16 protein-coding genes are annotated in these 24,107 nt (G+C 70.9%); 9 read left to right on the top strand and 7 right to left on the bottom strand.

Features of this window, described 5'->3' with window-relative positions; translation table 11 throughout:
* The first annotated feature begins 29 nt into the window (after positions 1–29).
* Entirely contained in the window at positions 30–2,825 is a 2,796-nt protein-coding gene (locus IT347_05505) for a PD40 domain-containing protein (GenBank protein MCC6349031.1), read from the top strand.
* 37 nt (positions 2,826–2,862) lie between these two features.
* Here IT347_05505 and IT347_05500 read toward each other — a convergent pair whose 3' ends face one another.
* The 3 genes from IT347_05500 to rpsT are packed head-to-tail and all read right to left on the bottom strand — an operon-like array spanning position 2,863 to position 4,797.
* The gene (locus IT347_05500; GenBank protein ID MCC6349030.1) at positions 2,863–4,119 is read right to left on the bottom strand and encodes a hypothetical protein; all 1,257 of its coding nucleotides are present in this window, start codon (positions 4,117–4,119) and stop codon (positions 2,863–2,865) included.
* Positions 4,095–4,526, bottom strand: coding sequence for a hypothetical protein (locus IT347_05495; protein ID MCC6349029.1), 432 nt, complete (start codon positions 4,524–4,526; stop codon positions 4,095–4,097). Before IT347_05495 ends, IT347_05500 begins: the two co-directional genes overlap by 25 nt.
* Before the next feature lie 13 nt (positions 4,527–4,539).
* Positions 4,540–4,797: a 30S ribosomal protein S20 gene (gene rpsT, locus IT347_05490; protein ID MCC6349028.1), complete on the bottom strand. Its 258-nt coding sequence runs from the start codon at positions 4,795–4,797 to the stop codon at positions 4,540–4,542.
* Positions 4,798–5,033: 236 nt separating this feature from the next.
* Between rpsT and uvrC the strand changes: the two genes are divergently transcribed.
* From uvrC to IT347_05450, 8 genes are all read left to right on the top strand, one after another.
* Positions 5,034–6,857, top strand: coding sequence for an excinuclease ABC subunit UvrC (uvrC, locus tag IT347_05485; protein MCC6349027.1), 1,824 nt, complete (start codon positions 5,034–5,036; stop codon positions 6,855–6,857).
* Positions 6,854–7,795 (top strand): tyrosine recombinase, encoded by a 942-nt coding sequence (locus IT347_05480; protein MCC6349026.1) that lies wholly within the window; start codon positions 6,854–6,856, stop codon positions 7,793–7,795. The genes uvrC and IT347_05480 overlap by 4 nt, the downstream gene beginning before the upstream one ends.
* Before the next feature lie 34 nt (positions 7,796–7,829).
* Positions 7,830–8,465, top strand: coding sequence for a hypothetical protein (locus IT347_05475; GenBank protein MCC6349025.1), 636 nt, complete (start codon positions 7,830–7,832; stop codon positions 8,463–8,465).
* A 3-nt stretch (positions 8,466–8,468) separates the two neighbouring features.
* Entirely contained in the window at positions 8,469–9,878 is a 1,410-nt protein-coding gene (locus IT347_05470; GenBank protein MCC6349024.1) for an MBL fold metallo-hydrolase, read from the top strand.
* Positions 9,875–11,872: a DEAD/DEAH box helicase gene (locus IT347_05465; protein MCC6349023.1), complete on the top strand. Its 1,998-nt coding sequence runs from the start codon at positions 9,875–9,877 to the stop codon at positions 11,870–11,872. The genes IT347_05470 and IT347_05465 overlap by 4 nt, the downstream gene beginning before the upstream one ends.
* On the top strand, positions 11,869–12,996 hold the full coding sequence (locus IT347_05460; GenBank protein ID MCC6349022.1) for a hypothetical protein: 1,128 nt from the start codon (positions 11,869–11,871) through the stop codon (positions 12,994–12,996). Before IT347_05465 ends, IT347_05460 begins: the two co-directional genes overlap by 4 nt.
* Positions 12,997–13,210: 214 nt before the next feature.
* Positions 13,211–13,831: a tetratricopeptide repeat protein gene (locus IT347_05455; GenBank protein MCC6349021.1), complete on the top strand. Its 621-nt coding sequence runs from the start codon at positions 13,211–13,213 to the stop codon at positions 13,829–13,831.
* A 32-nt stretch (positions 13,832–13,863) separates the two neighbouring features.
* Positions 13,864–15,987: a glycoside hydrolase gene (locus tag IT347_05450; GenBank protein ID MCC6349020.1), complete on the top strand. Its 2,124-nt coding sequence runs from the start codon at positions 13,864–13,866 to the stop codon at positions 15,985–15,987.
* Positions 15,988–16,036: 49 nt separating this feature from the next.
* On the opposite strand, the gene IT347_05445 is transcribed toward IT347_05450, so the two are convergent.
* From IT347_05445 to IT347_05430, 4 genes are all read right to left on the bottom strand, one after another.
* The gene (locus IT347_05445) at positions 16,037–19,156 is read right to left on the bottom strand and encodes an efflux RND transporter permease subunit (GenBank protein MCC6349019.1); all 3,120 of its coding nucleotides are present in this window, start codon (positions 19,154–19,156) and stop codon (positions 16,037–16,039) included.
* The gene (locus IT347_05440) at positions 19,153–20,286 is read right to left on the bottom strand and encodes an efflux RND transporter periplasmic adaptor subunit (protein ID MCC6349018.1); all 1,134 of its coding nucleotides are present in this window, start codon (positions 20,284–20,286) and stop codon (positions 19,153–19,155) included. Before IT347_05440 ends, IT347_05445 begins: the two co-directional genes overlap by 4 nt.
* Before the next feature lie 180 nt (positions 20,287–20,466).
* Positions 20,467–21,372 (bottom strand): radical SAM protein, encoded by a 906-nt coding sequence (locus tag IT347_05435; protein MCC6349017.1) that lies wholly within the window; start codon positions 21,370–21,372, stop codon positions 20,467–20,469.
* Between the two features lie 247 nt (positions 21,373–21,619).
* A complete protein-coding gene (locus IT347_05430; GenBank protein ID MCC6349016.1) occupies positions 21,620–24,061 on the bottom strand; it encodes a leucine--tRNA ligase in 2,442 nt (813 codons plus the stop codon).
* Positions 24,062–24,107: the final 46 nt, after the last annotated feature.

Genomic DNA, 24,107 nt, shown 5'->3' with positions numbered 1-24,107 from the left:
GCATCACCCTTCCGGAGACCCGCGTCCGCATGCGCCTCGCCTGCGCGGCCCTCACCGCGTTCCTGCTCGTCACCGCCATGCCGCGGGCGGGCGACGCCCAGGCCTTCGGCCAGAACAAGGTCCAGTATGAGCGCCTCGAATGGGCCGTGCTCGAGACGCCGCACCTCCGGCTCCACTACTACGCGCGGGAGGAAAGCCTGGCGCGGGCGCTGGTGGCGTTCGCCGAGAGCGTGACGGTCGAGTACGACCGGCGCTTCGCGATGAAGCCGCGCCGCAAGGTGCCGCTGCTCCTGTACTCGACGCACCACCTGTTCCAGCAGACGAACGCGACGCCGGAGATGCTGACCGAGTCGGTGGGCGGGTTGACCGAGCTCATCAAGGGCCGCGTGCTGGTGCCGCACAACGGCTCGTGGGCGCGGCTGCGCTGGGTGACACGGCACGAGCTGGCGCACGCCTACATGCTCGAGAAGTTCTCGCAGGTCATGAAGGCGCATCGCAAGCCGCCGGGCTGGCTGCCGCCGCTCTGGTACATCGAGGGCCTCGCCGAGTACTGCGGCACGACGTGGGACGCGGACGCCGAGGGCCTGCTGCGCGACCTGGTGGTCTCGCGCCTGGCGCTCCCGCTGACGCGCAGCGACGCCATCACCGGCTCGGTGCTCATGTACAAGGAGGGGCAGTCGTTCCTGCTGTGGCTGGCCGCGCGGCACGGGGACCGCGGGGTGTTCGAACTGCTGGACAACGCCTGGCGGGCGGAGGATTTCGAAACCTGTTTTCGCCTGACGTACGGCCGCGAACTGGCCGAGGCGGACGAGGAGTGGTTCGAGACCCTCCGGCGGCGCTACCTGCCGGCCGTGGCCAGCCGCGACCGGCCCTCCGACATCGCGCGGCCGTTCCGGCAGGACAGCCGCTTCAACCTCGGCGCGCGCGCGCTGCCCGCGCCGGCCTCGCCCGACACGGCGACGCGCTTCTGCTGGTTCGAGGTGAACGACGGCGCGGTGGACCTGATGCTGAGCGAGCCGGAGCCGAACGGCGGGCGCCGGACGCGCCGGCTGTTGCGCAGCGGCGGGACGCCGATGTTCGAGTCCTTCCACCTGTTCCAGAATCGTCCCGGGGTCTCGCGTTCGGGGCTGGTGGCGGTCTCGGCGCAGCAAGGTGGGCGCGACGCCATCCTCGTCCTCGATCCGCGCAGCGGCGACGTGCGCCGCGAGCTGCGCTTCCCGGAGCTGGTCTCGATTCACGATCCCAGCCCGGCGCCCGGCGACAGCGCCATCGTCTTCACCGCGCAGGACTACGGCGGGCGGAGCGACCTGTGGCGGGCCAGCTGGCACGACGACGACGTGAAGCTGGAGCGGCTCACGAACGACGACTTCGACGACCTCGACCCGGCGACCTCGCCCGACGGCGCGTGGGTCGCCTTCGCCTCCGACCGCTGCGACGAGGGCGGTCGCTACGCGCTCTACCGGCTGTCGCTGGCCGGGGGCGCTCCCGAAAGGCTGAGCTTCTCCGGGCGCGGCGACGACCGGCAGCCGGCGTGGTCCCGCGATGGCCGCTGGCTCGCGTTCCGCTCGACGCGCGACGGATCGAGCGACCTGTGGCTGCGATCGGCGACGCCGTCCCGCGAAGCGCGGAGGCTGACCCGGCTGCTCGGACCCGCGAGCGATCCGGACTGGACGTGGGACGGCCGCTCGCTGCTCTTCACGGCGCAGGACGCGGTCACGTTCCACACCTGGCAGCTGCCGGTCCATCCCGAGTCGCTGGACGTCGAGGCGGAGGATCCCGGCCCGGCCGTCGCGGTGCTGCCGACGGTGTCCCACTCCGAGCCGGCGGAGCGCTACCAGCGGCGGCTCGGGCTCGACCTCGTGCAGAACATGATCGGCACGAACTCCTCGTTCGGCTACACGCAGAGCTTCGGCCAGGTCGCGATCAGCGACCTGCTCGGCAACGAGCAGATCGTGCTCACGCTCGCCAACGACTCGGAGCACTTCGGAGACTTCTGGGACGGCTTCGAGGGCGGCGTCACGTATCTCAATCAGGCCCAGCGCCTCAACTACGGGCTCGGAGTGTTCCGGTTGACCAGCCTGTACGACCCCGACTTCGAGGTGCTGCGCCGCGAGAAGCGCATCGGGCTGGTGGCGCTCGCGAGCTACCCGTTCAGCCGCTTCGAACGCGTGGATGCTTCGCTCGAGGTGCGCCACGCGTCGGACCACCTGCTGCGCAGCGGCGAGGCGCCGACGGTGGACCTGGTCTCGAACTACGTGAGCTTCGTCCACGACAACTCCCGCTGGACCTGGAGCGGACCGATCGGGGGAACGCGCCTCAACCTGACCGCCGGCTTCACGCGGGACATGGCGGGCGGTCGGTCGGATTACGGCACGCTCTACGGTGAGCTGCGGCACTATCGCCAGCCCCTGCCCGGAGTCGTCACCGCCTGGCGCGCGAACGGCTGGGCGAGCTTCAGCCGCGACGCGCACCTGCGCTACCTCGGCGGGCCGACGCGGCTGCGCGTGCCGGACGCGCGCTACGCCTCGGGTCTGCAGACGATCGTGCTCCAGCACGAGACACGCTTCCCCGTGCTGCGCGGGCTCGTGCTGAGCATTCCGTCGCCCTGGCAGCTGCCGACGGTGAGCGGGGTCGCGTTCGGGGACGCGGCCTGGACCTTCAACCACGGGGACGAACGGCGCATCGGCGTCGCCGGCTGGGGGGTTTACCTGGCGGGCGGGTACTGGCCCGCGATCCGCTGGAACTGGATGTGGGTCACCGAGGACTGGCGCCGCTTCCGGAATCGCGCTCCGTACCACGAGTTCTTCATCGCCTACAATTTCTGAAGCGGAGGGACCGGGCGCCGGGCCGGGTCCGGATCCGTCACTGGCCGGGGTCCAGCCGGACCTCGACCGGGTCGGTGAAGCCGGTCCGAACGTCGAGTCGCCTGCCGTCGGGAGCCAGCCGCACCACCGCGCCGTCGGAGCGTGCGACGACCCACACCTCACCGCTGGAACGGTCCACCGCGACGTCGTAGGGGATGCCGGCGTTCGTGACCGTCACTTCGACCGCGAGCGTTTCCAGGCTCAGGCCGAGCAGGCGGGCGCCGCCGTCATCCGCGACCCAGACCCGCCCGCGCGGGCGATCGATCGCGATGCCGATCGGGGCGATCGCCGCCGCGCTCGAGTCGATGGGCGTGCCGTTCTCGGCGATGCGCCAGAGGCGCCCGAGCTCGAACGAGGTGACGTAGGCGACGCGCGTGAGCGAGTCCACGGCGATCCTCGTGGGCGCCCGGACGAACGCCGCGCCGAGCGGAACCCCGAGGGCCGAGAAATGACGCACGCGGTTTCCGCCCCGCTCGCACACCCACAGCGAGGCGTCGAGGGCGCAGGTGGCGATGGCGACCGGGTCGTCGAGCGGGGTGATGCGGCCCGGCGAGGGGACCGAGCCATCGCGGCGGAAGTGGAAGACGGCGCCGGCGCGATCGCAGACCCAGGCGCTGTGGTCGAACGGATGGATCGCGATCGCGTCCGGAGAGGAGATTCCGGGGATGGAGATGGGGAAGGGCGAGCCGGGATCGGAAGCCCAGACGAGGCCGGTCGTGTTCGAGGACGCCCACAGGAAGCCGTCGAAGGAATCCACGGCGATCCGCCCGGCGGCCCCGAAGCGCGTCTCCCGGATCGTGACGTCGCGCCCGTCAGGGGAGAGCCTGAGCACGGCGCCGGCGCCGGGATCGGCGATCCACGGCCGCAGCGGCCCGGGCGTCGCCTCGTCCTCGGCGGGTCCGCCGACCGGCTGTCCGTGCGCCACGAAAACGAGCCGGTAGCGGATGCGTTCGCCGTTGCGGACCGCGGAATCGAGGTACTGACCGGCCTCCGGCGGCAGCAGTGCCCCGAGCGGCCGCCACAGGGAGTCGCTGCTCGTGCGGCGGTAGAGCTGGAAACCGTCGATCGCCAGGTCGCTGCGCTTGTCCCAGCTCAGTTGCACGACGCTCAGGCCGGCGACGGCGTTGAAACCGGTCGGCCGGCCGCCCGTCTGGGGGTTTCGCGGATCGAAGGGATTCGCGCGCTCGCGCTGGCTGCATCCCGCCGTCAGCAGCAGCGCCAGGGCGGCGCTCAGAAGCGCAGCGTGACGGCGCATCGGCCGGGCAGCAGGGCGACGCTCGCGCGCGCCGGGTGCGGGCGCCTGACGAAACGCAGCCAGATGGCGGTCACGATCAGACCCTCGCCGGCGAGCAGCGACGCGCTCGCCAGCTGATCCGCCCTGCGGGTCGCGTCGAATCTCGCCCCGACGGCCGTGGGATCGGTTTCGGCCAGGTAGGCCGCATAGCGCCGGTCGGCGAGCTCGGAGATGGGGAACGAGGCGGCGATCAGTCCCGCTCCCGCGAATGCGCAGGCCCACGCCGCCCGATGGGTCGTGCGCTCGGGCGCCGGGCGCGGCACGACCGGAAAAGGATCGGCCGCCTGTGCGAATGCACGGGCGGCCACGCCGTTCAGCCCGGTGAGGGTACCGGCCAGCAGCAGCGCGGCCGTCCACCGGCGAAACACGAGCGATTTCCGATCAGGCGGGGAGCCGGGCGACGAACTTCGCGAGGCGCGCCTTCTGGCGGCTCGCGGCCTCGCGCTTGATCACGCCCTTGGCGGCGGTGCGGTCGAGCACCGAGGCGGTGCTCCTGAGCGCGGTTTCGCCGGCGCTCTTCGTGGTCGCCGAACGCACGGCCTTCAGGGCGCTGCGCAGTCGGCTGGTCGCGGCGATGTTGCGCTGGCGACTCTTCTCGTTGGTCCCCACGCGCTTGATCGCGGACTTGTGATGCGGCATGGACTCCTCCTGAAAGGTAGGCAGGCTGCGAAAAAGCCGTGAGAAAGTACGGGTGCGCGCGGCGTGTGTCAAGCGCTGCGGCGCGAGCGCATGCTCCGCGAAGGTGCGCGCGGAAGGACGCGCGCCTGCGCGCCCGGGGCCGGCCGGCGAACCCGGGAATCCCCGTTGTGCCGGCGTTCCCGGGGCGTGTAACCTGCCTGCCTCGAGTACCCCCACTCGTGTCTCCGGAGGGGTCCGTGGGCGCGCTGGCTGAGAAAATCGCGATTCTGCCCGCTGTTCCGGGGGTCTACCTCTTCAAGGACGCCCTGGGCGAGGTGCTCTACGTCGGCAAGGCGCGCAGTCTGGCCGCCCGCGTCCGCAGCTACCTCGCGCCCGATCCCGAACGCCCGCGCATGGAGGAGATGATCCGCCGGGCGGCCGACGTGGACACGATCGTGACCGCGTCCGAAGCCGAGGCGCTGCTGCTCGAGTCCACCCTCATCCGCCAGCACAGGCCCCACTTTAACGTGCTGCTCAAGGACGACAAGAGCTTCCCGTTCGTCAAACTCTCGGTTCAGGAGGAGTTCCCGCGCCTGTCCGTGACCCGCCGCGTGCGCGACGACGGGGCGCGGTACCTGGGCCCGTTCACGGACGTCAAGAACCTGCGCCGGACGCTGCGCGACCTGCGCCGGGTTTTTCCGCTGCGCACCTGCCGGAACTTCGAGGACTACCGGCGCCAGGACCGCCCGTGCCTGTACTACCACATCAAGCGCTGCGCCGGTCCCTGCTACTCCCGGGCACGCGTCCGGCCCGAGGACTACCGCCGCCTCGTGGACGGCCTGCTGATGCTCCTTTCCGGGCGCAACGAGGAATTGCTCGGCCAGCTTCGCCGGGAAATGAACGAAGCGTCCGCCGGGCGCCGCTACGAGATCGCCGCCCAGCGCCGCGACCAGCTGCGACTGCTGGAACGGGCCCAGGTGCCGCAGACGATGGTGACCTCGGATCCGCGAGACACCGACGTGCTCGGGCTGGCTCGCATCGGCGAGCGCGCGGCGATCGCGACCCTGCTGGTGCGCGGCGGCCGCGTCATCGGCAAGGAGACGCGGATGCTCGAGCGCGTCGCGGGCGCCGAGGACGGTGCGCTCCTCGAGGCCTGGGTCACGCAGCACGCGCTCGCGCGCACGGACCTTCCGCGCCGCGTGTTCGTCGGGACGCTGCCCGCGAACCATGCCGCGCTGGCCGAAGCGCTGTCGACGCGGGCGGGGCGCACGGTGAGCCTGCTCGCGCCCTCACGCGGGCGGGCGCGGCGCCTGGTGGAGATCGCCGAGCGCAACGCGCTGTCGGCGCTCGAGCAGCTCGCGGCCCGAAGCAGCGGCCGGAGGGTCCGACTTTCGGCGGCGGTTTCGGCCCTGCAACGCGACCTCGGGCTGCCGGCTCCGCCGCATCGGCTCGTGTGCTTCGACATCTCGAACTTCGGGCCCGATCAGGCCGTCGCGGCGGTGGTGGCTTCCGAGGACGGCCGCCCGCTCAAGAAGCTGTACCGGCGGATGCGCCTGCGCCGGCCGGGCCCGGACGACTTCGCCATGATCGGCGAAGCGGTCGAGCGCTACTGGACGCGCGTCGAGTCCGACGAGCTTCCGCGTCCCGACCTGGTCGTGATCGACGGAGGCGCGGGGCAGCTTTCCGCCGCGCGCGCCGCCCTCGACCGCGTGGCCACGCGTCCGGTGGCCGCCATCGGCCTCGCCAAGCGCGAGGAGCTCGTGGTGCGCGAGGGCGCGCCCGACCTGCGCCTGTCGCGCCGCTCGCCCTCGCTGCGCTCGCTGCAGCGGCTGCGCGACGAGGCGCACCGTTTCGGACTCGAGTACCACCGCGCGCTGCGCTCGCGCGCCCGGATCGCGAGCGTGCTCGACCAGGTGCCCGGCGTCGGGCCGGCCCGCCGGGCCGCGCTGCTCAAGGCATTCGGTTCCGTCGCCGCGCTCCGGGGCGCCGCCGTCGGCGACATCGCGGTGCGCGCGCACGTGCCGCTCTCGCTCGCCCGGCGGGTGGCCGAGCACCTCGCGGGGCGGGAGGGCGCGGCGTGAACACGGCCTCCCACGCGCCGCGTCGCCCGAACGCGCCGGGGACGCCCGGGCTCGTGCCCGCGCTCGAGGCGTGGCTCGACGAAGTGCGAAAGGGCCGCCGATTGAGCCCGCGCACCGTGGACGCCTATCGTCGGGATCTCGAGGACTACCGGACGTTCGCTTGCTCGCACCACCTCGCGGGCTGGGGCGAGGCCAACGTGACGTTCGTGGACGGCTACTTCGCCTCGCTGCAGCGCCGCGGACTGTCGGCGGCGACCGTCGCGCGCCGGAGATCGACGCTGCGTGGCTTTCACTCGTTCCTCGCCCGGGTCGGCGGGCACACGGACGACCCGGTCGCCGTGCTGCCCGCGCCGCGCCGCGAGCGCCGCCTGCCGCACGCACTCGCGCTCGGCGACATCGAACGGCTGCTGGCGCAGCCGGGGGGCGATTCGACGCTCGCGCTGCGCGACCGGGCGATGCTCGAACTCGCCTACGCGTGCGGCCTGCGCGTGTCCGAGCTGGTGGGCCTCGAGCGGGCGACCGTGGACCTGCACGAGCGCTCCCTCACGGTGACCGGCAAGGGCGACAAGCAGCGGCTGGTGCCGTTCGGACGGGCCGCCGCCCGGGCGCTGGCGGCCTGGCTCGAGCACGGACGTCCGCGGCTCGCCGCGCGGGCCCGGCACGACCGGGTGTTCTGCAACGCGCGCGGGGGCCCGCTCAGCCGGATGGGCTGGTGGCGAATCCTGCGCGGTCACGCGCGGCGGGCGGGGATCGCGACCCGCGTTCATCCGCACGCGCTCCGGCATTCCTTCGCGACGCACCTGCTGGAGGGAGGAGCGGACCTGCGCATCGTGCAGGAGCTTCTCGGGCACGCGTCGGTCACCACCACCGCCATCTACACGCACCTCGACCGCGGCTACCTGCGCGAGGTGCATCGCCAATTTCATCCCCGCCCCTGACGCGGGGCGCACGACCGGGGTCGTGGAGGAATCGATGACGAAGGGTCTTCTCGTTGGGATCGTCGCGGCGATCGGGCTCCTGTCCGCCGGCGCGGCGGGCGCGGCCAGTATCGTCGTGCCGCGTGCCGGGCAGGTGGGCGTCGGACTCCATGGCGACTTCGGCACGCTCGCGGACGCGGGGTCGCTCGGCCAGGAGTTCGGCTCGGGATTCGGGCTCGGGGTGCGGCTGCGCTATCGAATGCGCTACGAGCGCGCGATCGGCCTGAGCTTCGACATGCACCAGCTCGACTCGCGCCGGCTCGGCTTTCCCGAGGGTGCGTTTCTCGGCCCGCGTTCGGCGACGGATTCGCTGCTGACCCGCGACCGGCTGATGCTGAACCTGACCGGCTTCGACTTCTACCAGATGTTCGACACCCGGACGAAGTCGGTGAAATGGATTTCGCTCGGCGCCGGCCTCGCGCAGGTGTCGGCCCGGCTGTCCGACGGCGAGACCCAGTATCCGCTCGCGGGGGACGGCACGTTCCTGGCGGTGGGCGCGGGCGTCGAACGGTTCGTCTATCGCAGCTGGGCGCTGGACTTCGCCGCCCGCTACCAGACCGTGTTCTTCGACTCCTCGGTGAATCACGACCTGCAGGTGTCGGTGGGAGTCCTGTTCTATGCCGCGTATTGACCGATGAGCGACCGGCCGAGCATCGCGTTCCACGGCGCCGCGCGGACCGTGACCGGCTCGCGGCACCTGCTTCGCTTCGGCGACCGCACCTGGCTCTTCGACTGCGGCCTCTACCAGGGGCATCGCGACGAAGCCGAGCGCGTGAACCGCACGTTCCGCTTCGCGCCCGGCGACGTGGACGCGGTCGTGATCTCGCACGCGCACCTGGATCACACCGGCAACCTGCCGACGCTCTCCGCCCAGGGTTTTCGCGGGCCCGTGCACATGACTCCCGCGACCGCGGACCTTTCACGGGTGATGCTCGCCGACAGCGCGTTCCTGATGCAGAAGGATGTCGAGCACGTCAACAAGCACGCCGCCGGCCGCCGGCCGCCGCGCACGCCGCTCTACTCACCCGCGGACGTGGACGCCGTGCTGGCACGAGTCGAGACGCACGGCTATCACCGGGACTGGGAGCTGTTCCCTGGCGTCCGGGTGCGTTACGACGACGCCGGCCACATTCTCGGCTCGGCGCTCACCAGCTTCGAACTCACCTCGGGCGGCCGCTCGCTCAGGCTGTTGATGGGCGGTGACCTCGGCAGGCCCGGGAGGCAGATCCTGCGCGACCCCGAGGTGCCGGTGGGACCCGAGGTGCTCGTGCTCGAGAGCACCTACGGTGACCGGCTGCACGGGGACGATCGCGCGACGATCGACGGGCTGGTGGACATCGTCCGACGGACGGTCGAGCGCGGGGGGCGGCTCATCGTCCCGGCCTTCGCGGTCGGGCGAACCCAGGAGCTGGTCGCGACGCTCCACGACCTGATCGAGGCGGGCCGGCTGCCCGACGTGCCGATGTTCGTGGACAGCCCCATGGCGCGCAACGCCACGCGCATCTTCGTGAAGCACCCCGAGTGCTTCGACGCCGAAACCGCGGCCCGCTTCGCCACCGGCGACGGCTCGCCCTTCGGCTTCTCCAGGCTTCGGTACGTGGGTACGGCGGACGAATCCCGGGCGCTCAACGATCGTGAGGGGCCATGCGTGATCATCTCGGCGTCCGGCATGGCCGAAGGAGGCCGGGTGCTGCACCATCTGCAGCACGGGCTCGGTAACGAGCGCAATACGGTGCTGTTCGTCGGCTACCAGGGCGAGGGCACGCTCGGCCGGCGGCTGAAGGACGGGGCGGAGACGGTTAACGTCTTCGGAGAACCGGTGCGTGTGCGGGCCGAGATCGCCTCGCTCGACGGCTTCAGCGCGCACGCGGACCAGCGCGAACTGCTCGAGTGGGTCGTGAAGCTCGCGCCGGCGCCGCGCACGATCTTTCTCGTGCACGGCGAGCTGCGCCCCGCCGAGACGCTCGCCGCGCTGCTGCGCGAACGCATCGGGGCCGAGGTGCACATTCCCGAACTGGGGCAGGAGTTCGACCTGTGGGCGTGAGCAGCCGATACCAGGTGGGGCTGCGGCTCCATCATCCGCTGTTCGGCGAGGGCCTGATCGTCGAGGTGCACACCGATCGCGGTCGGGAGGTGCTCGAGGTGGTCTTCGGCGGCGAATTGCGCCGGCTTTCGGCGCAGCGCGAGTGGGTGATCGTGGACGGACCGGTCGGCGCTCCGGCGGCCGCGGGGGACGCGACCGACGGCGGGAGCGGGAACGGCGCCGCGGCCCGGGTCGCCGCGGGGGCGGTGCTGGCGGTGCGGCGGCACTGGCACCCGCAGGGCGAGGAACTGCTGCGCCGCTGGCTCACGAACCGGGCCGAGCCGCAGCGGCACTTCGACCTGCGCGCAGGGGCGGAGGAGTGGGCGGGCTGGGCGGGCGCCGACCGTCTGCAGTCTCTCGATTCCCTGCGCGGCGTCGAGCGCTTCCCGCACCAGGTGGACGCTTGCCTGCGAATGCTGCGCGACTTCGGAGGCCGCGGCATCTTCGCGGACGAGGTCGGCCTCGGAAAGACGGTCGAGGCGGGCATCGTGCTCAAGGAGTACCTGCTGCGCGGCGCGGTTCGCACCGTGCTCGTGCTCGTGCCGGCCTCGCTTTGCGAACAGTGGCGCGCGGAGCTGTGGGAGAAGTTCGAGCTCGACTTCGTGGTCTCGCGCGGCCCGGCCGGTCAGTGGGGGCGCCATCCGCTCGTCATTTCGTCGCTCGAGACCGCGCGGCACGAGCGGCATCGCCGGCGGGTGCGGGGGGCCAACTACGACATGGTGGTCGTGGACGAGGCGCATCGGCTGCGCAACCACCTGACCCTCGGCTGGAAGTTCATCAACGACCTGAACCCGCGCTACCTGCTGCTGCTCACCGCGACGCCGGTGCAGAACGACCTGCGCGAGCTGTACAACCTGGTGACGCTCGTGCGCCCCGGGACGGTGGGCACCTTCTCCCAGTTCCGACGCGACTTCCTCTCGGGGCACGACAAGCGCACGCCGCGCAACACGCCGCGCCTGCGCCGGCTGCTGCAGAGCGTGATGATCCGCACGAGGCGCGCGGACACGAAGCTGACGTTCGCCCCGCGCCGGGTCGAGTCGCTGGCGGTCCAGCAGCCCGCGGCCGAGCGCCTGCTCTACCGGCAGATCAGCGAGTTCGTCGCCGACGCGGTGCGCGGGGACCATGGCCAGCCGGGCAAACCCCACTACTTCACGCTCATGGTGCTGCAGAAGGAAATGGGCTCCTCGTGGGCGGCGGCCGCCGGCACGCTGCGCAAGCTTGCGGCTCACGCGGACGGCTTCGATCCGAAGCGGGTTCGCGCGTTCGCCGACCGGGCGGCCGAGCTGCGCGACGACACGAGCAAGGTGCGAACGCTGTTGCGCTGCATCGCCTCGCTCAAGGGCGAGAAGGCCATCGTTTTCACGCAGTTCCGCGCCACCCAGGACGCCATCCTGGACGCCCTCCGAGAGGAAGGGGTCACGCACGCCATGTTTCACGGCGAAATGGGTTGGCGCGAGAAGGAGGAGGCGCTCGAGGCGTTTCGGCAGCGCGAGCAGGTGCTGGTCAGCACCGAGGCGGGTGGCGAAGGCCGCAACCTGCAGTTCGCGCGCATCGTCATCAACTACGACCTGCCGTGGAACCCGATGCGCGTCGAGCAGCGAATCGGCCGGGTGCACCGGCTGGGGCAGGAGTATCCCGTCCGGGTGGTCAACCTCGTGGCGCGCGGAACCATCGAGGCGTACGTGCTCGAGATCCTCGAGCGCAAGATCCGGATGTTCGAGCTGGTCGTGGGCGAGATGGAGGAGATTCTCGGCGCCTGGCAGATGCAGGGCTCGTTCGAGGACGAGGTGTTCAAGCGCTGGATCGAGTCGCGGGACCCGCGATCGCGCAAGCGCCGCTTCGGCGAGCTGGCGCAGCATCTGGTGACCGCCCGCAAGCTCTACCAGCAGCAGCGCGACAACCAGAGCTGGCTGTTCCGCGGCACGCAGGAAAACGATGAGGAGGGCGGCGCGTGAAAGCGCGGCGCGGCGCCCGTGCCGCGAAGCCCGAGGCGCGCCGGTCGCTGCCCGCGTCCGGCGTGCCTCGGGGCGAGACGGCGGCCGAGCAGCCCGAGTGGCGCGCCTTCGTGGGGAGCTGGTTGGAGACGGCCGGCTGCAGGGTCGAAGCGGCGCCGCGCGGCGACTGGGAGGTGGAGCTGGCGCCCGGCCTGCAGAAGCGCTGGCGGCGGCAGCGCGTGCGGCTCGTGTTCGATCCGGTCCGCCCGACGGTGCCGCGTGGCGCCTGGTTCACCGCGCCCGGCAGCACGGCGGGCCGGCGCATCCTCGAGGCCGCGCTCGCCGAACCGATGTTCACGCGGCGCACGGCGCTCGCGCAGGTGCCGGGCGCGCCGCCCACCGGGCTCGCGACGGTGTGCAAGGTGCGCGGACTCACCTGGGGGCCGCCGCGCCTCGGTCCGGTTCGATACGAACGGCGGATGGCGTTTCACGCCGTCATCACCCGCTGGGGCGGCCTGCCCTGGCAGGAGCAGTGGGTCGTGCTGGTCGGCGCCGGCGGCGAAGTGCTCGAACGTGCGCAGGCGCCCCAGGTGCCCGAGGTCCGTCCCCGCGAAGGTCTCTACCAGATGGGCGAGGAGCTCGAACCCGGCCTGCGCGAGCGCTGGCTGCAGAGCGCCCGGGAAACCCTCGAGGAACTGGCGAGCGAGCGGGAGCGGGAGTGGGAGGTGTCGGTGGGGCGGCTTCGCGATCTCGAACTCGAGCGGCTCGGGGCGTTCTTCTCGGCGCGCATCGAGGAGGAGGAGGACCGGCTGCGGCGGCGGACCGGCGGCGACGACCACGAGATGGACACCGGCGACGCCACCTCGCTCAAGCTCGAGTGGGAGCGGCGCGCGGCCGAGGTGCGACAGCGATGGGAGATGCGCACCGAGGTGAGGCTCTGGGGACTCGAGGAGTGGTCGTGGCCGGTGGCCGAGATCGAGCAGGAGCTCCGTTCCGGGGCGGTGCACGTAAAAGTCAGGGCGAAGGTGGACGTGGCCCGCGGCCGTCCGGCGCTGCCCGCCTGCCCGACGTGCGAGCGAACAGCGGAAATCCTGGTGCGTGCGCGCGGGCACGTGGCCTGCGCCCTGTGCGCGACCGGCGACTGACACCAGGACGGCCGCGGGCGCGGCGAAGGCGGCAGCGGTCCGACCGCGCGGGGCGCGGGTCGGCTTGACCGGCGGACCGGCCGGCCGTTAAGGTTTCCGCCGCTTTCGGCCTGTGAGTGGCCGCTCGAACCGTCGTCGTACGCCGCGTTCACGGAGGTTTCACTTGTCGCTGGAGTCTCGGAAGGGGACCGCGCTGCAGGATCCCGGCGCGGAGATGCTGGATCGGCTGACCTCGCTGTGGGAACGCTACAGCCGCATCATCCTGGGCGCGCTCGTCGCGGTGGCCGCGGTGGCCGCGGTCGCGTACTTCACGATCCGCTCCAACGAGACGCAGGAAGTCGCCGCTTCCGAGAAGCTGGCGCAGGCAAACTCGCTGTTCTGGCAGGGCGACTACGACCGCTCCAAGACCATCGCCGACGAAGTCGCGCGGCAGTACGGCGGCACCCCGAGCGGGATCGACGCGCTGCGCATCTCCGGTGACGACGCCTACTGGCGCGGCAACTGGAAGGACGCGATCACCCAGTACAGGGCCTACCTCGGCAAGAAGGGCACGGGCCTGATGGGCAATGTCGTGCGCCGCAGCCTCGCGTACGCGTACGAGAGTGACCGGCAGTACGCCGAGGCGGCCAAGCTCTACGACGGTCTCGTGGGCGCGTTCGACCGCGAGTCGAGCGGCGAGTTTCTCGCCGGAGCGGCCCGCTGCCAGGAGGCGCTCGGCAACAAGGCCGGGGCGATCCAGCGGCTGCAGCGCCTGACCGACGAGTTCGGCGAAACGAGCTACGCGAGCCGCGCGCGCGTGAAGCTCGCCGAACTGCGCGCCCTCTCCTCGAACTGATCCGCGGCCTCGAGGCCGCGCCGGGACGACCCATGTCGCAGGGTGTCGACCTCGTCTTCGTCTGGCACCACCACCAGCCGGACTACCGCCGGCCGCGCGACGGCCGGGCGATGCTTCCGTGGGTGCGCCTGCACGCGACGAAGGACTATCTCGACATGGCGCTCCATCTCGAGCGCCACCCGAAGCTCAAGGCGACGTTCAACTTCGCGCCATCGCTTCTGGAACAGATCGAACATGCGCTCTCGGGAGGAGCGGACGCCCTGTTCGAGCTGCTCGCGGCCCCCGCGGGAGCGCTCGACGCCGCGGCACGCGCCGAACTGCAGGCGCGCACCCGACTGGCCCCGCGCTGGGCTCACGTGCGCTGGCCGCAGTACGCGGAGCTGTGCCGCCGCCTGCGCGCTCCCGCGGTGGCGAGCGAGGCCGAGCTGCTGCGGCTGTGCGTGCATTTCCTGCTCGCCTGGCTCGACCCGACGCTGCTGGGTGAGCCGGCGGCGGCGGCCGCGGACGCGGCTCTGCGCGAAGGCCGCGCGGGCACCGCCGAGCGGGACGCCCTGCTCGCGCTTCATGCCGAGGTGCTCGCCCGCGTGCTGCCGGCCTACCGGCGACTGGCCGGGCGGGGCCAGGTCGAGTTGACGTGTTCGCCGGCCTTCCACCCGATCCTGCCCCTGCTCGTGGACGTGCGGACGGCGAAGCGCTCGCGCCCGGACCTGCCGCTGCCGACCCGGGAGTTCGCGGCGCCCGAGGACGCACGCTGGCAGGTCGAGCGAGGGCTCGATCTCGCGGCGCGCTCGTTCGGCGCACGGCCCACCGGCATGTGGCCCTCGGAAGGCGGGGTCAGCCCGGAAGCGGCCGAGATCCTCGTGGCCGCCGGCGTTCGCTGGGCGGCCACCGACGAACTCGTGCTCTGGCGATCGGTGAAGGACGCCGTCCCGGGAAGGGAGTCGCTCTACCGGCCGTGGATCCTGCCGACGCCGGCGGGGGAGCTGGCGCTCTTCTTCCGCGATCACGAGCTCTCGGACCGTATCGGCTTCGTTTACAGCACGTGGGATGCCGCGGAGGCGACCGAAGACTTCCTGAGGCGCCTTCGGGGGATCGGCGAGGCCCACCGGGCGGCCGGACGGGACGGCCGTCCCGTCGTCAGCGTCATCCTCGACGGCGAGAACTGCTGGGAGCACTACGCGGAGGATGGCCGGCCGTTCCTCGAGGCGCTGTACGCGGCGCTCGCGGAGGCGGACGACATCCGCACGCGCACGCCGTCGGAGGTGCTCGCGGACGGACCCGAGCCCGGAAGGCTCGCGTTCCTGCACTCGGGCTCGTGGATCGACGCCGACTTCCATATCTGGGCCGGGCACCCGGAGAAGAACCGGGCCTGGGAACTGCTGGCGCTCTCTCGCGCCGCGCTGGTGAGAGAGGGGCGCACCCGGGATTCGCACCCGGTCGCCTGGGAGTCGCTTGGCGCGGCCGAGGGGTCGGACTGGTTCTGGTGGTTTGGCGAAGACAATTACACGGCGGACAAGGCGTTGTTCGACAGCCTCTTCCGTGCTCATCTTCAGGCGGCGCATGAGCACGCCGGACTGCCAGTTCCGAACGTCCTGCTGCGCCCGATCGCGAACCGCCTGCCGGTCGCGGCCGGGCGCCTCGAGCCGACCGGGCTCGTGCGGCCGGTGATCGACGGCCACCTCACGCGCTTCTACGAGTGGCACGGCGCCGGTTCGTGGGATCTGGCGGGCGGCGGCTCGATGCATCGTGTCAGCGCCCCGCTCGCCACCCGCCTGCATTTCGGCTTCGACTCCGAGCGGCTCTACCTGCGCGTGGACTTCTCCGGCGGAGGCGCACCCGGGGGCGAGGTTTCGGCGGAGATCGAGGTGCTCTCGCCCGCACCGCTTCAACTCGACGTCGGCATCCTGCGCGTGGGCCGGTGGCGTTTCGGCACGGGCGGGCCGGAGGCTGCGCCGCCCGCGGGTGAGGCCGCGCTCGAGGAGATCCTCGAGCTGGCCCTGCCGTTCGCCGTGCTCGGAGTTTCGGCTGGGCAATCACTCGAACTGTTCATCCATCTTCGCAGGGGCGGCGAGCGGCTCGACTCGCTTCCTCCGGGCCAGCCGCTGCGCGTCGTGCTGCCGGGTGCGGACTGGGAAGCGATGAACTGGAACGTCTAGGCGTGCCCGGAACGGGCGCCCCAGCGGGGCGCCGGGATTCTGGAATCGCCTAGCCGACCTCGGGTTTCGCCGGACCCGCGGCCCCGACGCGGGTCCGCGAAGCGCGGCGATGGGTCAGCCACTGCTGGAAGGCGTCGAGATAGGTGTAGATGACCGGCGTCACGTAGAGCGTCACGACCTGCGAGAACGCGAGCCCACCGACCACGGCCAGGCCCAGCGGCCGCCTGGATTCGGCGCCCGCGCCGAAGCCGATGGCGATCGGCAGGGTGCCCATCAGCGCGGCGAGGGTCGTCATCATGATGGGGCGGAACCGGATGAGGCACGCCTCGACGATCGCCTCGCGGGCGGGCCTGCCCTCGTTGCGCTCGGCGTCCAGCGCGAAGTCGATCATCATGATCGCGTTCTTCTTGACGAGGCCGATGAGCATGATCACGCCCACGAACGCGTAGATGCTGAGCTCGGTGCGGAAGATCCAGAGCGTGAGCAGCGCGCCGAACCCCGCGAACGGCAGGCCCGAGAGAATCGTCAGCGGATGGATGAAGCTCTCGTAGAGCACGCCGAGCACGAGGTAGATGACGAGCACGGCGAGCAGCAACAGCCAGGCGAGCCCGCGCTGGCTGTCCTGGAACACCTGGGCGGTGCCGGCGAAGTTCGTCGAGATGGTCGAGGGGAGCGTGGCGCGCGCGCTTCGCTGGACCTCGTCCACGGCCTCGCCCAGCGACACGCCGGGCTTCAGGTTGAACGAAAGTGTCACCGCCGGAATCTGCCCGGCGTGGTTGACGCTCAGGGGGCCGAGCGTGGGCGTCAGCGTCGCCACGGCGCCGAGCGGAACGAGCGAGCCGGCGTCCGACGCCACGTACAGCTTCTGAAGCGCGGAGACGTCTCGCTGGTGCTCGGGTTGCAGCTCGAGGATCACCCAGTACTGGTTGGTCGGCGTGAAGATCGTCGAGACCTGGCGGGAGCCATAGGCGTCGTAGAGCGCCTGCTCGATGGATTGCGCGCTGACCCCCAGCGCCGCCGCCCGGTCGCGATCGATGTTGACGTTCACCTGCGGGTTGCGGATCTGCAGGTCGCTGGTCACGTCCTGCAGGCCGGGGAGCGTCTGCAGCTTCGCGAGCAGATCCTCGGAGGCCTCGTAGAGCGCGGCGATGTCGGTGGACTGCAGGGTGAACTGGTACTGGCTCTTCGAGAGCCGTCCGCCGACGTTGATCGCCGGCGGATTGCTGAGGAAGACCCGGATGCCCTGCACCTGCGCGAGCTTGGGCTGCAGCTCGTGGATGACTTCGTCCGCGGAGAGCGAGCGCTGGGAGCGGTCCTTCAGGTTCATGAAGATGCGGCCCTGGTTGGACGACGAGTTGGGGCCGCCGGCGCCGACGGACGACATGAAGTCGCTGACGTTGGGATCCTTCGCGATGATCGCCGCGATCTGCTGCTGGTGCGCCGCCATGGCTTCGAACGACGTTCCCTGGTCCATCTCCGTCGTCGCGAAGAGCTGGCCGGTGTCCTCGCTCGGCACGAAGCCTTTCGGGACGATCCGGAAGAGTCCGATCGTGCCGATGAGAATCGCGAGCGTGAACAGCATCGTGGCGCGCCGGTGTTCCATCACCCACAGGAGCGTCCGGCGATAGAAAGCCAGCGTGCGCTCGTAACCCTGTTCGATCGCGTTGTAGACGCGCCCGTGCTCCTGCCGGTGCTCGGTGCGCAGGAAGCGTTCGCACAGCATCGGCGTGAGCGTGAGCGAGACGACGCCGGAGACGAGGATGGCGGTGCTGATGGTGATGGCGAACTCGTGGAAGAGCCGACCCAGAAGTCCGCCCATGAAGAGCACGGGAATGAACACCGCGACGAGCGAGACCGTCATGGAGACGATGGTGAAGCCGATCTCGCGGGAGCCGTCGAGCGCCGCCTGCAGCGGCGGCTTACCCATTTCCATGTGCCGGTGGATGTTCTCGAGCATGACGATGGCGTCGTCCACCACGAAGCCGACCGAGAGCGTGAGCGCCATCAGCGACAGGTTGTCGAGGCTGAACCCGCACAGGTACATGACCGTGAAGGTGCCGATGACGGACAGCGGCAGGGCCACGCTGGGGATCGCCGTCGCCGGAAGGTTGCGCAGGAACAGGAAGATGACCAGCACGACGAGCACGAGCGTCAGGAGCAGGGTGAACTGGACGTCGGTGACGGAGTGCTGGATGGAGAGCGAGCGATCGTTGAGCGCGTGGACTTCGACCGCGGCCGGCAGTTGCGGTTCAAGCTCGGCGAGCAGCGCCTTGACGCCGCGCGTGACCTGGACGGTGTTCGTCCCCGGCTGACGCTGGATCGCGAGCGCGATGGCGCGCTGGCCCTTGTACCAGCTGGCGACGCGGTTGTTCTGCACGTCGTCGAGGACGTCGCCGAGATCCCGCAGGCGCACGGGCGCCCCATTGCGGTAGGCGACGACGATGTCGCCAAACGCCTTCGCGTTGGTCAGCTCACCCGAGGCCTGGACGGTCGCGGTCTTGTTCGGTCCCCACAGGATGCCGGTCGGCAGATTGACGTTCGACCGCGCGATCGCGTCCGAGACGGCCCGGATCGGGATGCCGCGCGCGGACAGCGCCTGCGGATCGAGCCGCACCCGGACCGCGTACTTCTGCGATCCGTAGATCTGGACCTGGGCGACTCCCTGCACCATCGAGATGCGCTGCGCGAGGAAGTCCTCGGCGTATTCGTTGAGCTTCGAGAGCGGCAGCAGCGGGGAAGTCAGCGCCAGGAACATGACCGGGCGGTCGGCCGGGTTCACCTTCTGGTACGAGGGCGGGAGGATCCCCGACGGCAGCGAGCGCAGCGTCTTGGCGATCGCCGCCTGAACGTCCTGCGCGGCGGCGTCGATGTTGCGGCCGAGCGTGAAGGTCAGCGTGATGCTGGTCGAACCCTGTCCGCTCGTGGACGTCATCACGTCGAGGCCGGCGATCGTGGCGAACTGCTTCTCGAGCGGAGTCGCGACGGCCGAGGCCATCGTCTCGGGGCTCGCGCCCGGCAGGCTGGCCGAGACGGAGATGGACGGATAGTCCACGTTCGGCAGGTCGCTGACCGGCAGGTGCGTGTAGGCGATCGCACCGAAGAAGACGAGGCCGAAGGTGAGCAGCGCCGTCATCACCGGACGCCGGATGAACAGCGCGGAGAGGTTCATGGGCGTGCCCGCACCGGAGCGCGGACGACGACGCGGGCGCCGGGCGAAAGACGAAGCTGGCCGTCGGTCACGACGAGCTCGCCCGGCTTGAGGCCGTCTTCGAGGATCGTCTGCTCGTCCACCGTGCGCCGGGCGGTCACCGGGCGGATCGAGACCGTCGAGTCGGGGTTCACGACGTAAACGTAGGGGCCCTGCTGGCCAATGGTGACGGCCGGCTCGGGGACGACCAGCGCCTTCGCGTCGGTGTACAGCACGAGGCGGGTGTCCACGAACTGGCCGGGAATGAGCTGGCCGCGGCGATTTTCGAACTCGCCCTTGAGCAGGAGCGTTCCCGTCTGCGGATCCACGGCGTTGTCCACGAACGCGAGGCGGCCACGGCGCCAGGTCGAGTCGTTCACGGACGAACGCACCTCGACCCACGCGGTCTGCCGGTGACGCATCAGCTCGCGCACCGCGTCCTGCGGAATGCTGAAGGTGACCCGGATGGGCTCCACGCGGTTGATGGTGACGAGCGGATCGCTCGTCGCCGCCTTGACGTAGTCGCCGACGTTGACCAGCCGGCGCCCGGTCCGGCCCGAGACGGGGGCGCGAATGGTGGCGTATTGCAGGTTGAGCCGCGCCGCCTCCATGGCGGCCGAGTCGGCGCTCACCGTGGCCGCCAGCGCCTCGGCCGAGGCGTTGCGCTGTTCGAAGTCGGCCTGCGACGTCAGCTGCTGCGCCAGCAGTTGTCGCGCCCGGGCCGCGTCGAGACGGGCCGCGTCCGCCTGCGCGCGGTCGCGTGCGAGTTGCGAGCGCCATTGCTCGAAGGTCGCCCGGAACGGCCGGGGGTCGAGTTCGAACAGCACCTGCCCCTGGCTCACGTCGCTGCCCTCGCGGAAGCCGACTCGCACGACGACGCCGCCGACGTTGGAACCCACCTGGGCGCTCTCGATGGCTTCGACGGTGCCGGTGGCGATGAGCGCGTAGGGAACATCCTGTTGGACCGCGACCGCGACGGTGACCGGAACCCGCGGGCGGCCGGTCTTGCGCCCGGCTCCGCAACCGGCGGTCAGCGCGAGCGCGAGAAGCAGCAGGCAGGCGAGGATGCCGCGGACGGGGGTGGGCGGGATGCGTCGTGGCGGTTCGATCATCGGGGGGGGACCGTGGGGTGGAAGCCCTGCGAGCCTGGGCCGGAGCGCCACGAACGGTTCGCGACGTATGCGCCAGTCTAGCCGAGTCGTGTGGGGGTAAGTCAGCGGCTTGTCATCGAATCGGCCGGAGACGCGCGCCCGTCCCGGGTGAGGGCGCGTCGGGCAGGAAAACCGCGGCCGTCACAGGCCGAGGCCGAGCTGGCGCGCCAGCACGGGAGGCTCGGGCTCGATGGCCGGCCGGGCGGGCTCGCGCCGGGCCACGCCGCGCACCAGTGTCGCCACCTGGTCGCCAAGGGCCTTGATCCGGGACCGCTCGAGGTGCGCCCTCCCTCGAAAGTCGTTTTCCAGAGCGACGCGCACCTCGGGCCAGGTCCGGTCCAGCTCCGCGAGGAAGTGTTCCCGGGTGCCGGGGCGCAGGTAGAGGAGGTTCGTCCAGATCTTCTCGGCGCCCGCGTCGCGAGCCGCCCGGACCACCTCGGCGATGACCGCCGGGGAATCCGAGAGCCCCGGGATGATCGGAGCCATCGCGATCCCGACGCGAATTCCGGCGTCGGCCAGCGCCCGAACCGCCCGGAGCCGCTGTCGCGGCGGCGGCGCGCCCGGTTCGGTCAGTTGCGCGACGCGATCCTCGAGGGTCGGCAGCGAGATCTGCACGCTGACCTTCGCCCGCGCCGCGGCCGTCGCGAGCACGTCGAGGTCGCGAACGACGAGCGGGCCGCGTGTCAGGATCCCGAACGGGGTCGCGGCCCCGGCGAGGGCGACCAGGCACTCGCGCGTCAGCCGATAGCGCCCCTCGGCCGGTTGATACGGATCGGTGGCGGCGCCGACGGCGACGAACCCGCGCTGCCACGAACGACGCGAGAGTTCGCGCCTGAGCACTTCGGCGACGTTGACCTTCACGCGGATCGAGGTGCCGTAGCGCGAGTCCGAGGGACGCTCGGCGCGCCGTTCGAAGGCGCGCACGTAGCAGAAGGTGCAGCGGTGGGCGCAGCCCATGTACGGGTTCAGAGACCACTCGAACGGCATTCCGCGAACCGGGTTCAGGGCCGAGCGGCAGGGCTCCTCGCGGTATTCGGGGCGCGACATGAAGGCAGGGATACCGCAGGGCAGGCACCTGCACAAGTGGGCAGTCGCGAGACCATTCGAGGGGGCCGAGTCGTCCATGTCGCATAAGAGATATTATGTAACGCTACGGATGGAAATCGGTCGCCGTTCCGGGTTCGAACCCGGGCGGGCGCGACGCCGGCCTTCCCCGCCGGGCCAGCGCCGTGCGGGTCAACGCGGGTCCGCCTCGTGTGTCCAGACCGCGAACCGGGCGCTCCCCGTGGATTCCTCAGACCGCCGCGACGACGACGTTGAGAAGCTTGTCCGGCACGTGGATGATCTTGCGGACCGTCGCTCCCTCGACGTACCGCCGGATGCGCTCGTCGGCCAGCGCGGCGGCCTGAACGGCATCCTGCGCCGATCCTCGCGGCAGTTCGAGCGTCGCCCGCAGTCTGCCGTTCACCTGGATGGCGACCGTGACCGTTTCCTCGACGCACAGGGCCGGGTCGTGGGCCGGCCACGGCTCGTAGGCGATCGAGCCCGGATGCCCGAGCCGCGACCAGAGTTCCTCACCCAGGTGAGGCGCGAACGGGGAAATCAGCTTGAGGAACGGTTCGAGCAGCGCCCGCGGCCGCGTGCCGAGCGGGTTGACCTCGTTGACGAACACCATCATCTGCGCGATCGCCGTGTTGAACTTGAGCGCCGCGACGTCGTCGCCGACCTTGCGGATCGTCCGGTGAAGCGTTCGCAACGCCGCCTCGGGCGGCGCATCGTCCGTCAGCGTGAGCGAGCCGTCCTCGTTCAGGTACAGCCGCCAGACGCGGTCCAGGAACCGGGTGATGCCCTCGACGCTCTTCGAGCTCCACGGCTTCATGGCCTCCAGCGGGCCCATGAACATTTCGTAGATGCGCAGCGCGTCGGCGCCGTACTGCTCGATCATGTCGTCGGGGCTGACGACGTTCCCCCAGCTCTTCGACATCTTGCGGTTGTCCTCGCCGAGGATCGTGCCCTGGTGCACCAGCTTCATGAACGGCTCGGGCGTGCTCACGACGCCGATGTCGAACAGGACCTTGTGCCAGAAGCGCGCGTACAACAGGTGCAGCACGGCGTGCTCCGCCCCACCGACGTACAGGTCCACCGGCATCCAGTACTTCTCCTTCGCCGGGTCCACCAGGGCGTCGCGGTTCCCCGGGTCGAGGAAGCGCAGGTAGTACCAGCACGAGCCCGCCCACTGCGGCATGGTGTTCGTCTCGCGCCGGGCCGGCCGGCCGCTGGCCGGGTCGGTCGTCGCGAGCCAGTCGGTCGCGTTCGCGAGCGGGCTCTCCCCCGTACCGGACGGCTTGAAATCCTTGAGCTCGGGCAGTCGAACGGGCAGCTGCTGTTCCGGCAGCGGCCGGTGCTGCCCGTCCACCCAGACGATCGGAAACGGTTCGCCCCAGTAGCGCTGGCGTGAGAACAGCCAGTCCCGGAGCTTGTAGTTGACCGCCCTGCGCCCGACGCCTCGCGCTTCCAGCCAGGCGGTGATCTTGCGCCGCGCCGCCTCGGGCGCCAGCCCGTCGATCGAGAAGGAGCCGTCGGGGGTCGTGGAGTTCACGGCCGTGCCGGACTCGTGGTCGCAGTAGGCCGCCTGCCCGACGTCCCCGCCGGCGACCACCTCGCGAATGGGCAGTCCGAACGCGCGCGCGAACTCCCAGTCGCGCTCGTCGTGGGCGGGCACGGCCATGATGGCGCCGGTCCCGTAGCCCATCAGGACGTAGTCCGCGATCCACACGGGCAGCTTCTCGCCGTTGACCGGATTCACCGCGTGACCGCCGGTGAACTCTCCCGACTTGTCCTTCTCCTCCTGGCGCGCGAGGTCGCTCTTGTGCGCGGCCGCCGCGCGGTAGGCCTGGACCGCCGCGCGGCGGTCCGGCGTCGTCACGGCATCCACGAGCGGGTGCTCGGGCGCGAGCACCATGTAGGTCGCGCCGAACAGCGTGTCCGGCCGGGTCGTGAAGATGCGCAGGCTGCCGGCGGCGCCGTCGATCGGGAAATCCACCTCGGCGCCGATCGAGCGGCCGATCCAGTTCTTCTGCATCTCGAGCGTGCTCGCCGGCCAGTCCACGAGCTTCAGGTCGTCCAGCAGCCGGTCGGCGTACTCGGTGATCTTCAGGACCCATTGCCGCATCGGCCGGCGGACCACCTCGAAGCCGCCGACCTCGCTGCGGCCGTCCACGACCTCCTCGTTCGCGAGCACGGTGCCGAGCTCGGGGCACCAGTTGACCGGGACCTCCGCCACGTAGGCGAGTCCGCGCTCGTACAGCTTGAGAAAGATCCACTGCGTCCAGCGGTAGTAGTCCGGGTCCGTCGTGTCCACTTCGCGGTCCCAGTCGTGGGACAGGCCGGCCCGACGCATCTGCTTGCGGAAGTTGTCGATGTTCTGGCGCGTCGTGATCGCCGGGTGCACGCCGGTCTTGACCGCGTATTGCTCGGCGGGCAGCCCGAAGGCGTCCCAGCCGGTGCAGTGCAGGACACTGAAGCCCTGCATGCGCTTCATCCGGCACAGGATGTCGGTCGCCGTGTAGCCCTCGAGATGTCCGACGTGCAGCCCCGCGCCCGAGGGGTACGGAAACATGTCGATGCAGTAGAACTTCTCGCGGGCGGGATCCTCCACGGCGCGGAAGGTCTTGTTCTCGACCCAGTACCGCTGCCAGCGGGGCTCGACTTCCGAAAATGGATAGCGATTGCTCATGGGGCCCTGATCGTGGGTCCGAAGTGGAAAGCGGGGCCGCAGGATA

The organism is Candidatus Eisenbacteria bacterium, from assembly GCA_020847735.1.
Lineage (GTDB): Bacteria > Eisenbacteria > RBG-16-71-46 > RBG-16-71-46 > RBG-16-71-46 > CAIXRL01.
This window is presented reverse-complemented; position numbering and strand designations above follow the sequence as displayed.

Coding starts and splice junctions, on each gene's coding strand:
- IT347_05455 (MCC6349021.1), top strand. CDS start 13,211: ATGCTGGATCGGCTGACCTCGCTGTGGGAACGCTACAGCCGCATCATC.
- IT347_05475 (MCC6349025.1), top strand. CDS start 7,830: ATGACGAAGGGTCTTCTCGTTGGGATCGTCGCGGCGATCGGGCTCCTG.
- IT347_05500 (MCC6349030.1), bottom strand. CDS start 4,119: ATGCGCCGTCACGCTGCGCTTCTGAGCGCCGCCCTGGCGCTGCTGCTG.
- rpsT (MCC6349028.1), bottom strand. CDS start 4,797: ATGCCGCATCACAAGTCCGCGATCAAGCGCGTGGGGACCAACGAGAAG.
- IT347_05470 (MCC6349024.1), top strand. CDS start 8,469: ATGAGCGACCGGCCGAGCATCGCGTTCCACGGCGCCGCGCGGACCGTG.
- IT347_05505 (MCC6349031.1), top strand. CDS start 30: ATGCGCCTCGCCTGCGCGGCCCTCACCGCGTTCCTGCTCGTCACCGCC.
- IT347_05440 (MCC6349018.1), bottom strand. CDS start 20,286: ATGATCGAACCGCCACGACGCATCCCGCCCACCCCCGTCCGCGGCATC.
- IT347_05445 (MCC6349019.1), bottom strand. CDS start 19,156: ATGAACCTCTCCGCGCTGTTCATCCGGCGTCCGGTGATGACGGCGCTG.
- IT347_05450 (MCC6349020.1), top strand. CDS start 13,864: ATGTCGCAGGGTGTCGACCTCGTCTTCGTCTGGCACCACCACCAGCCG.
- IT347_05430 (MCC6349016.1), bottom strand. CDS start 24,061: ATGAGCAATCGCTATCCATTTTCGGAAGTCGAGCCCCGCTGGCAGCGG.
- IT347_05435 (MCC6349017.1), bottom strand. CDS start 21,372: ATGTCGCGCCCCGAATACCGCGAGGAGCCCTGCCGCTCGGCCCTGAAC.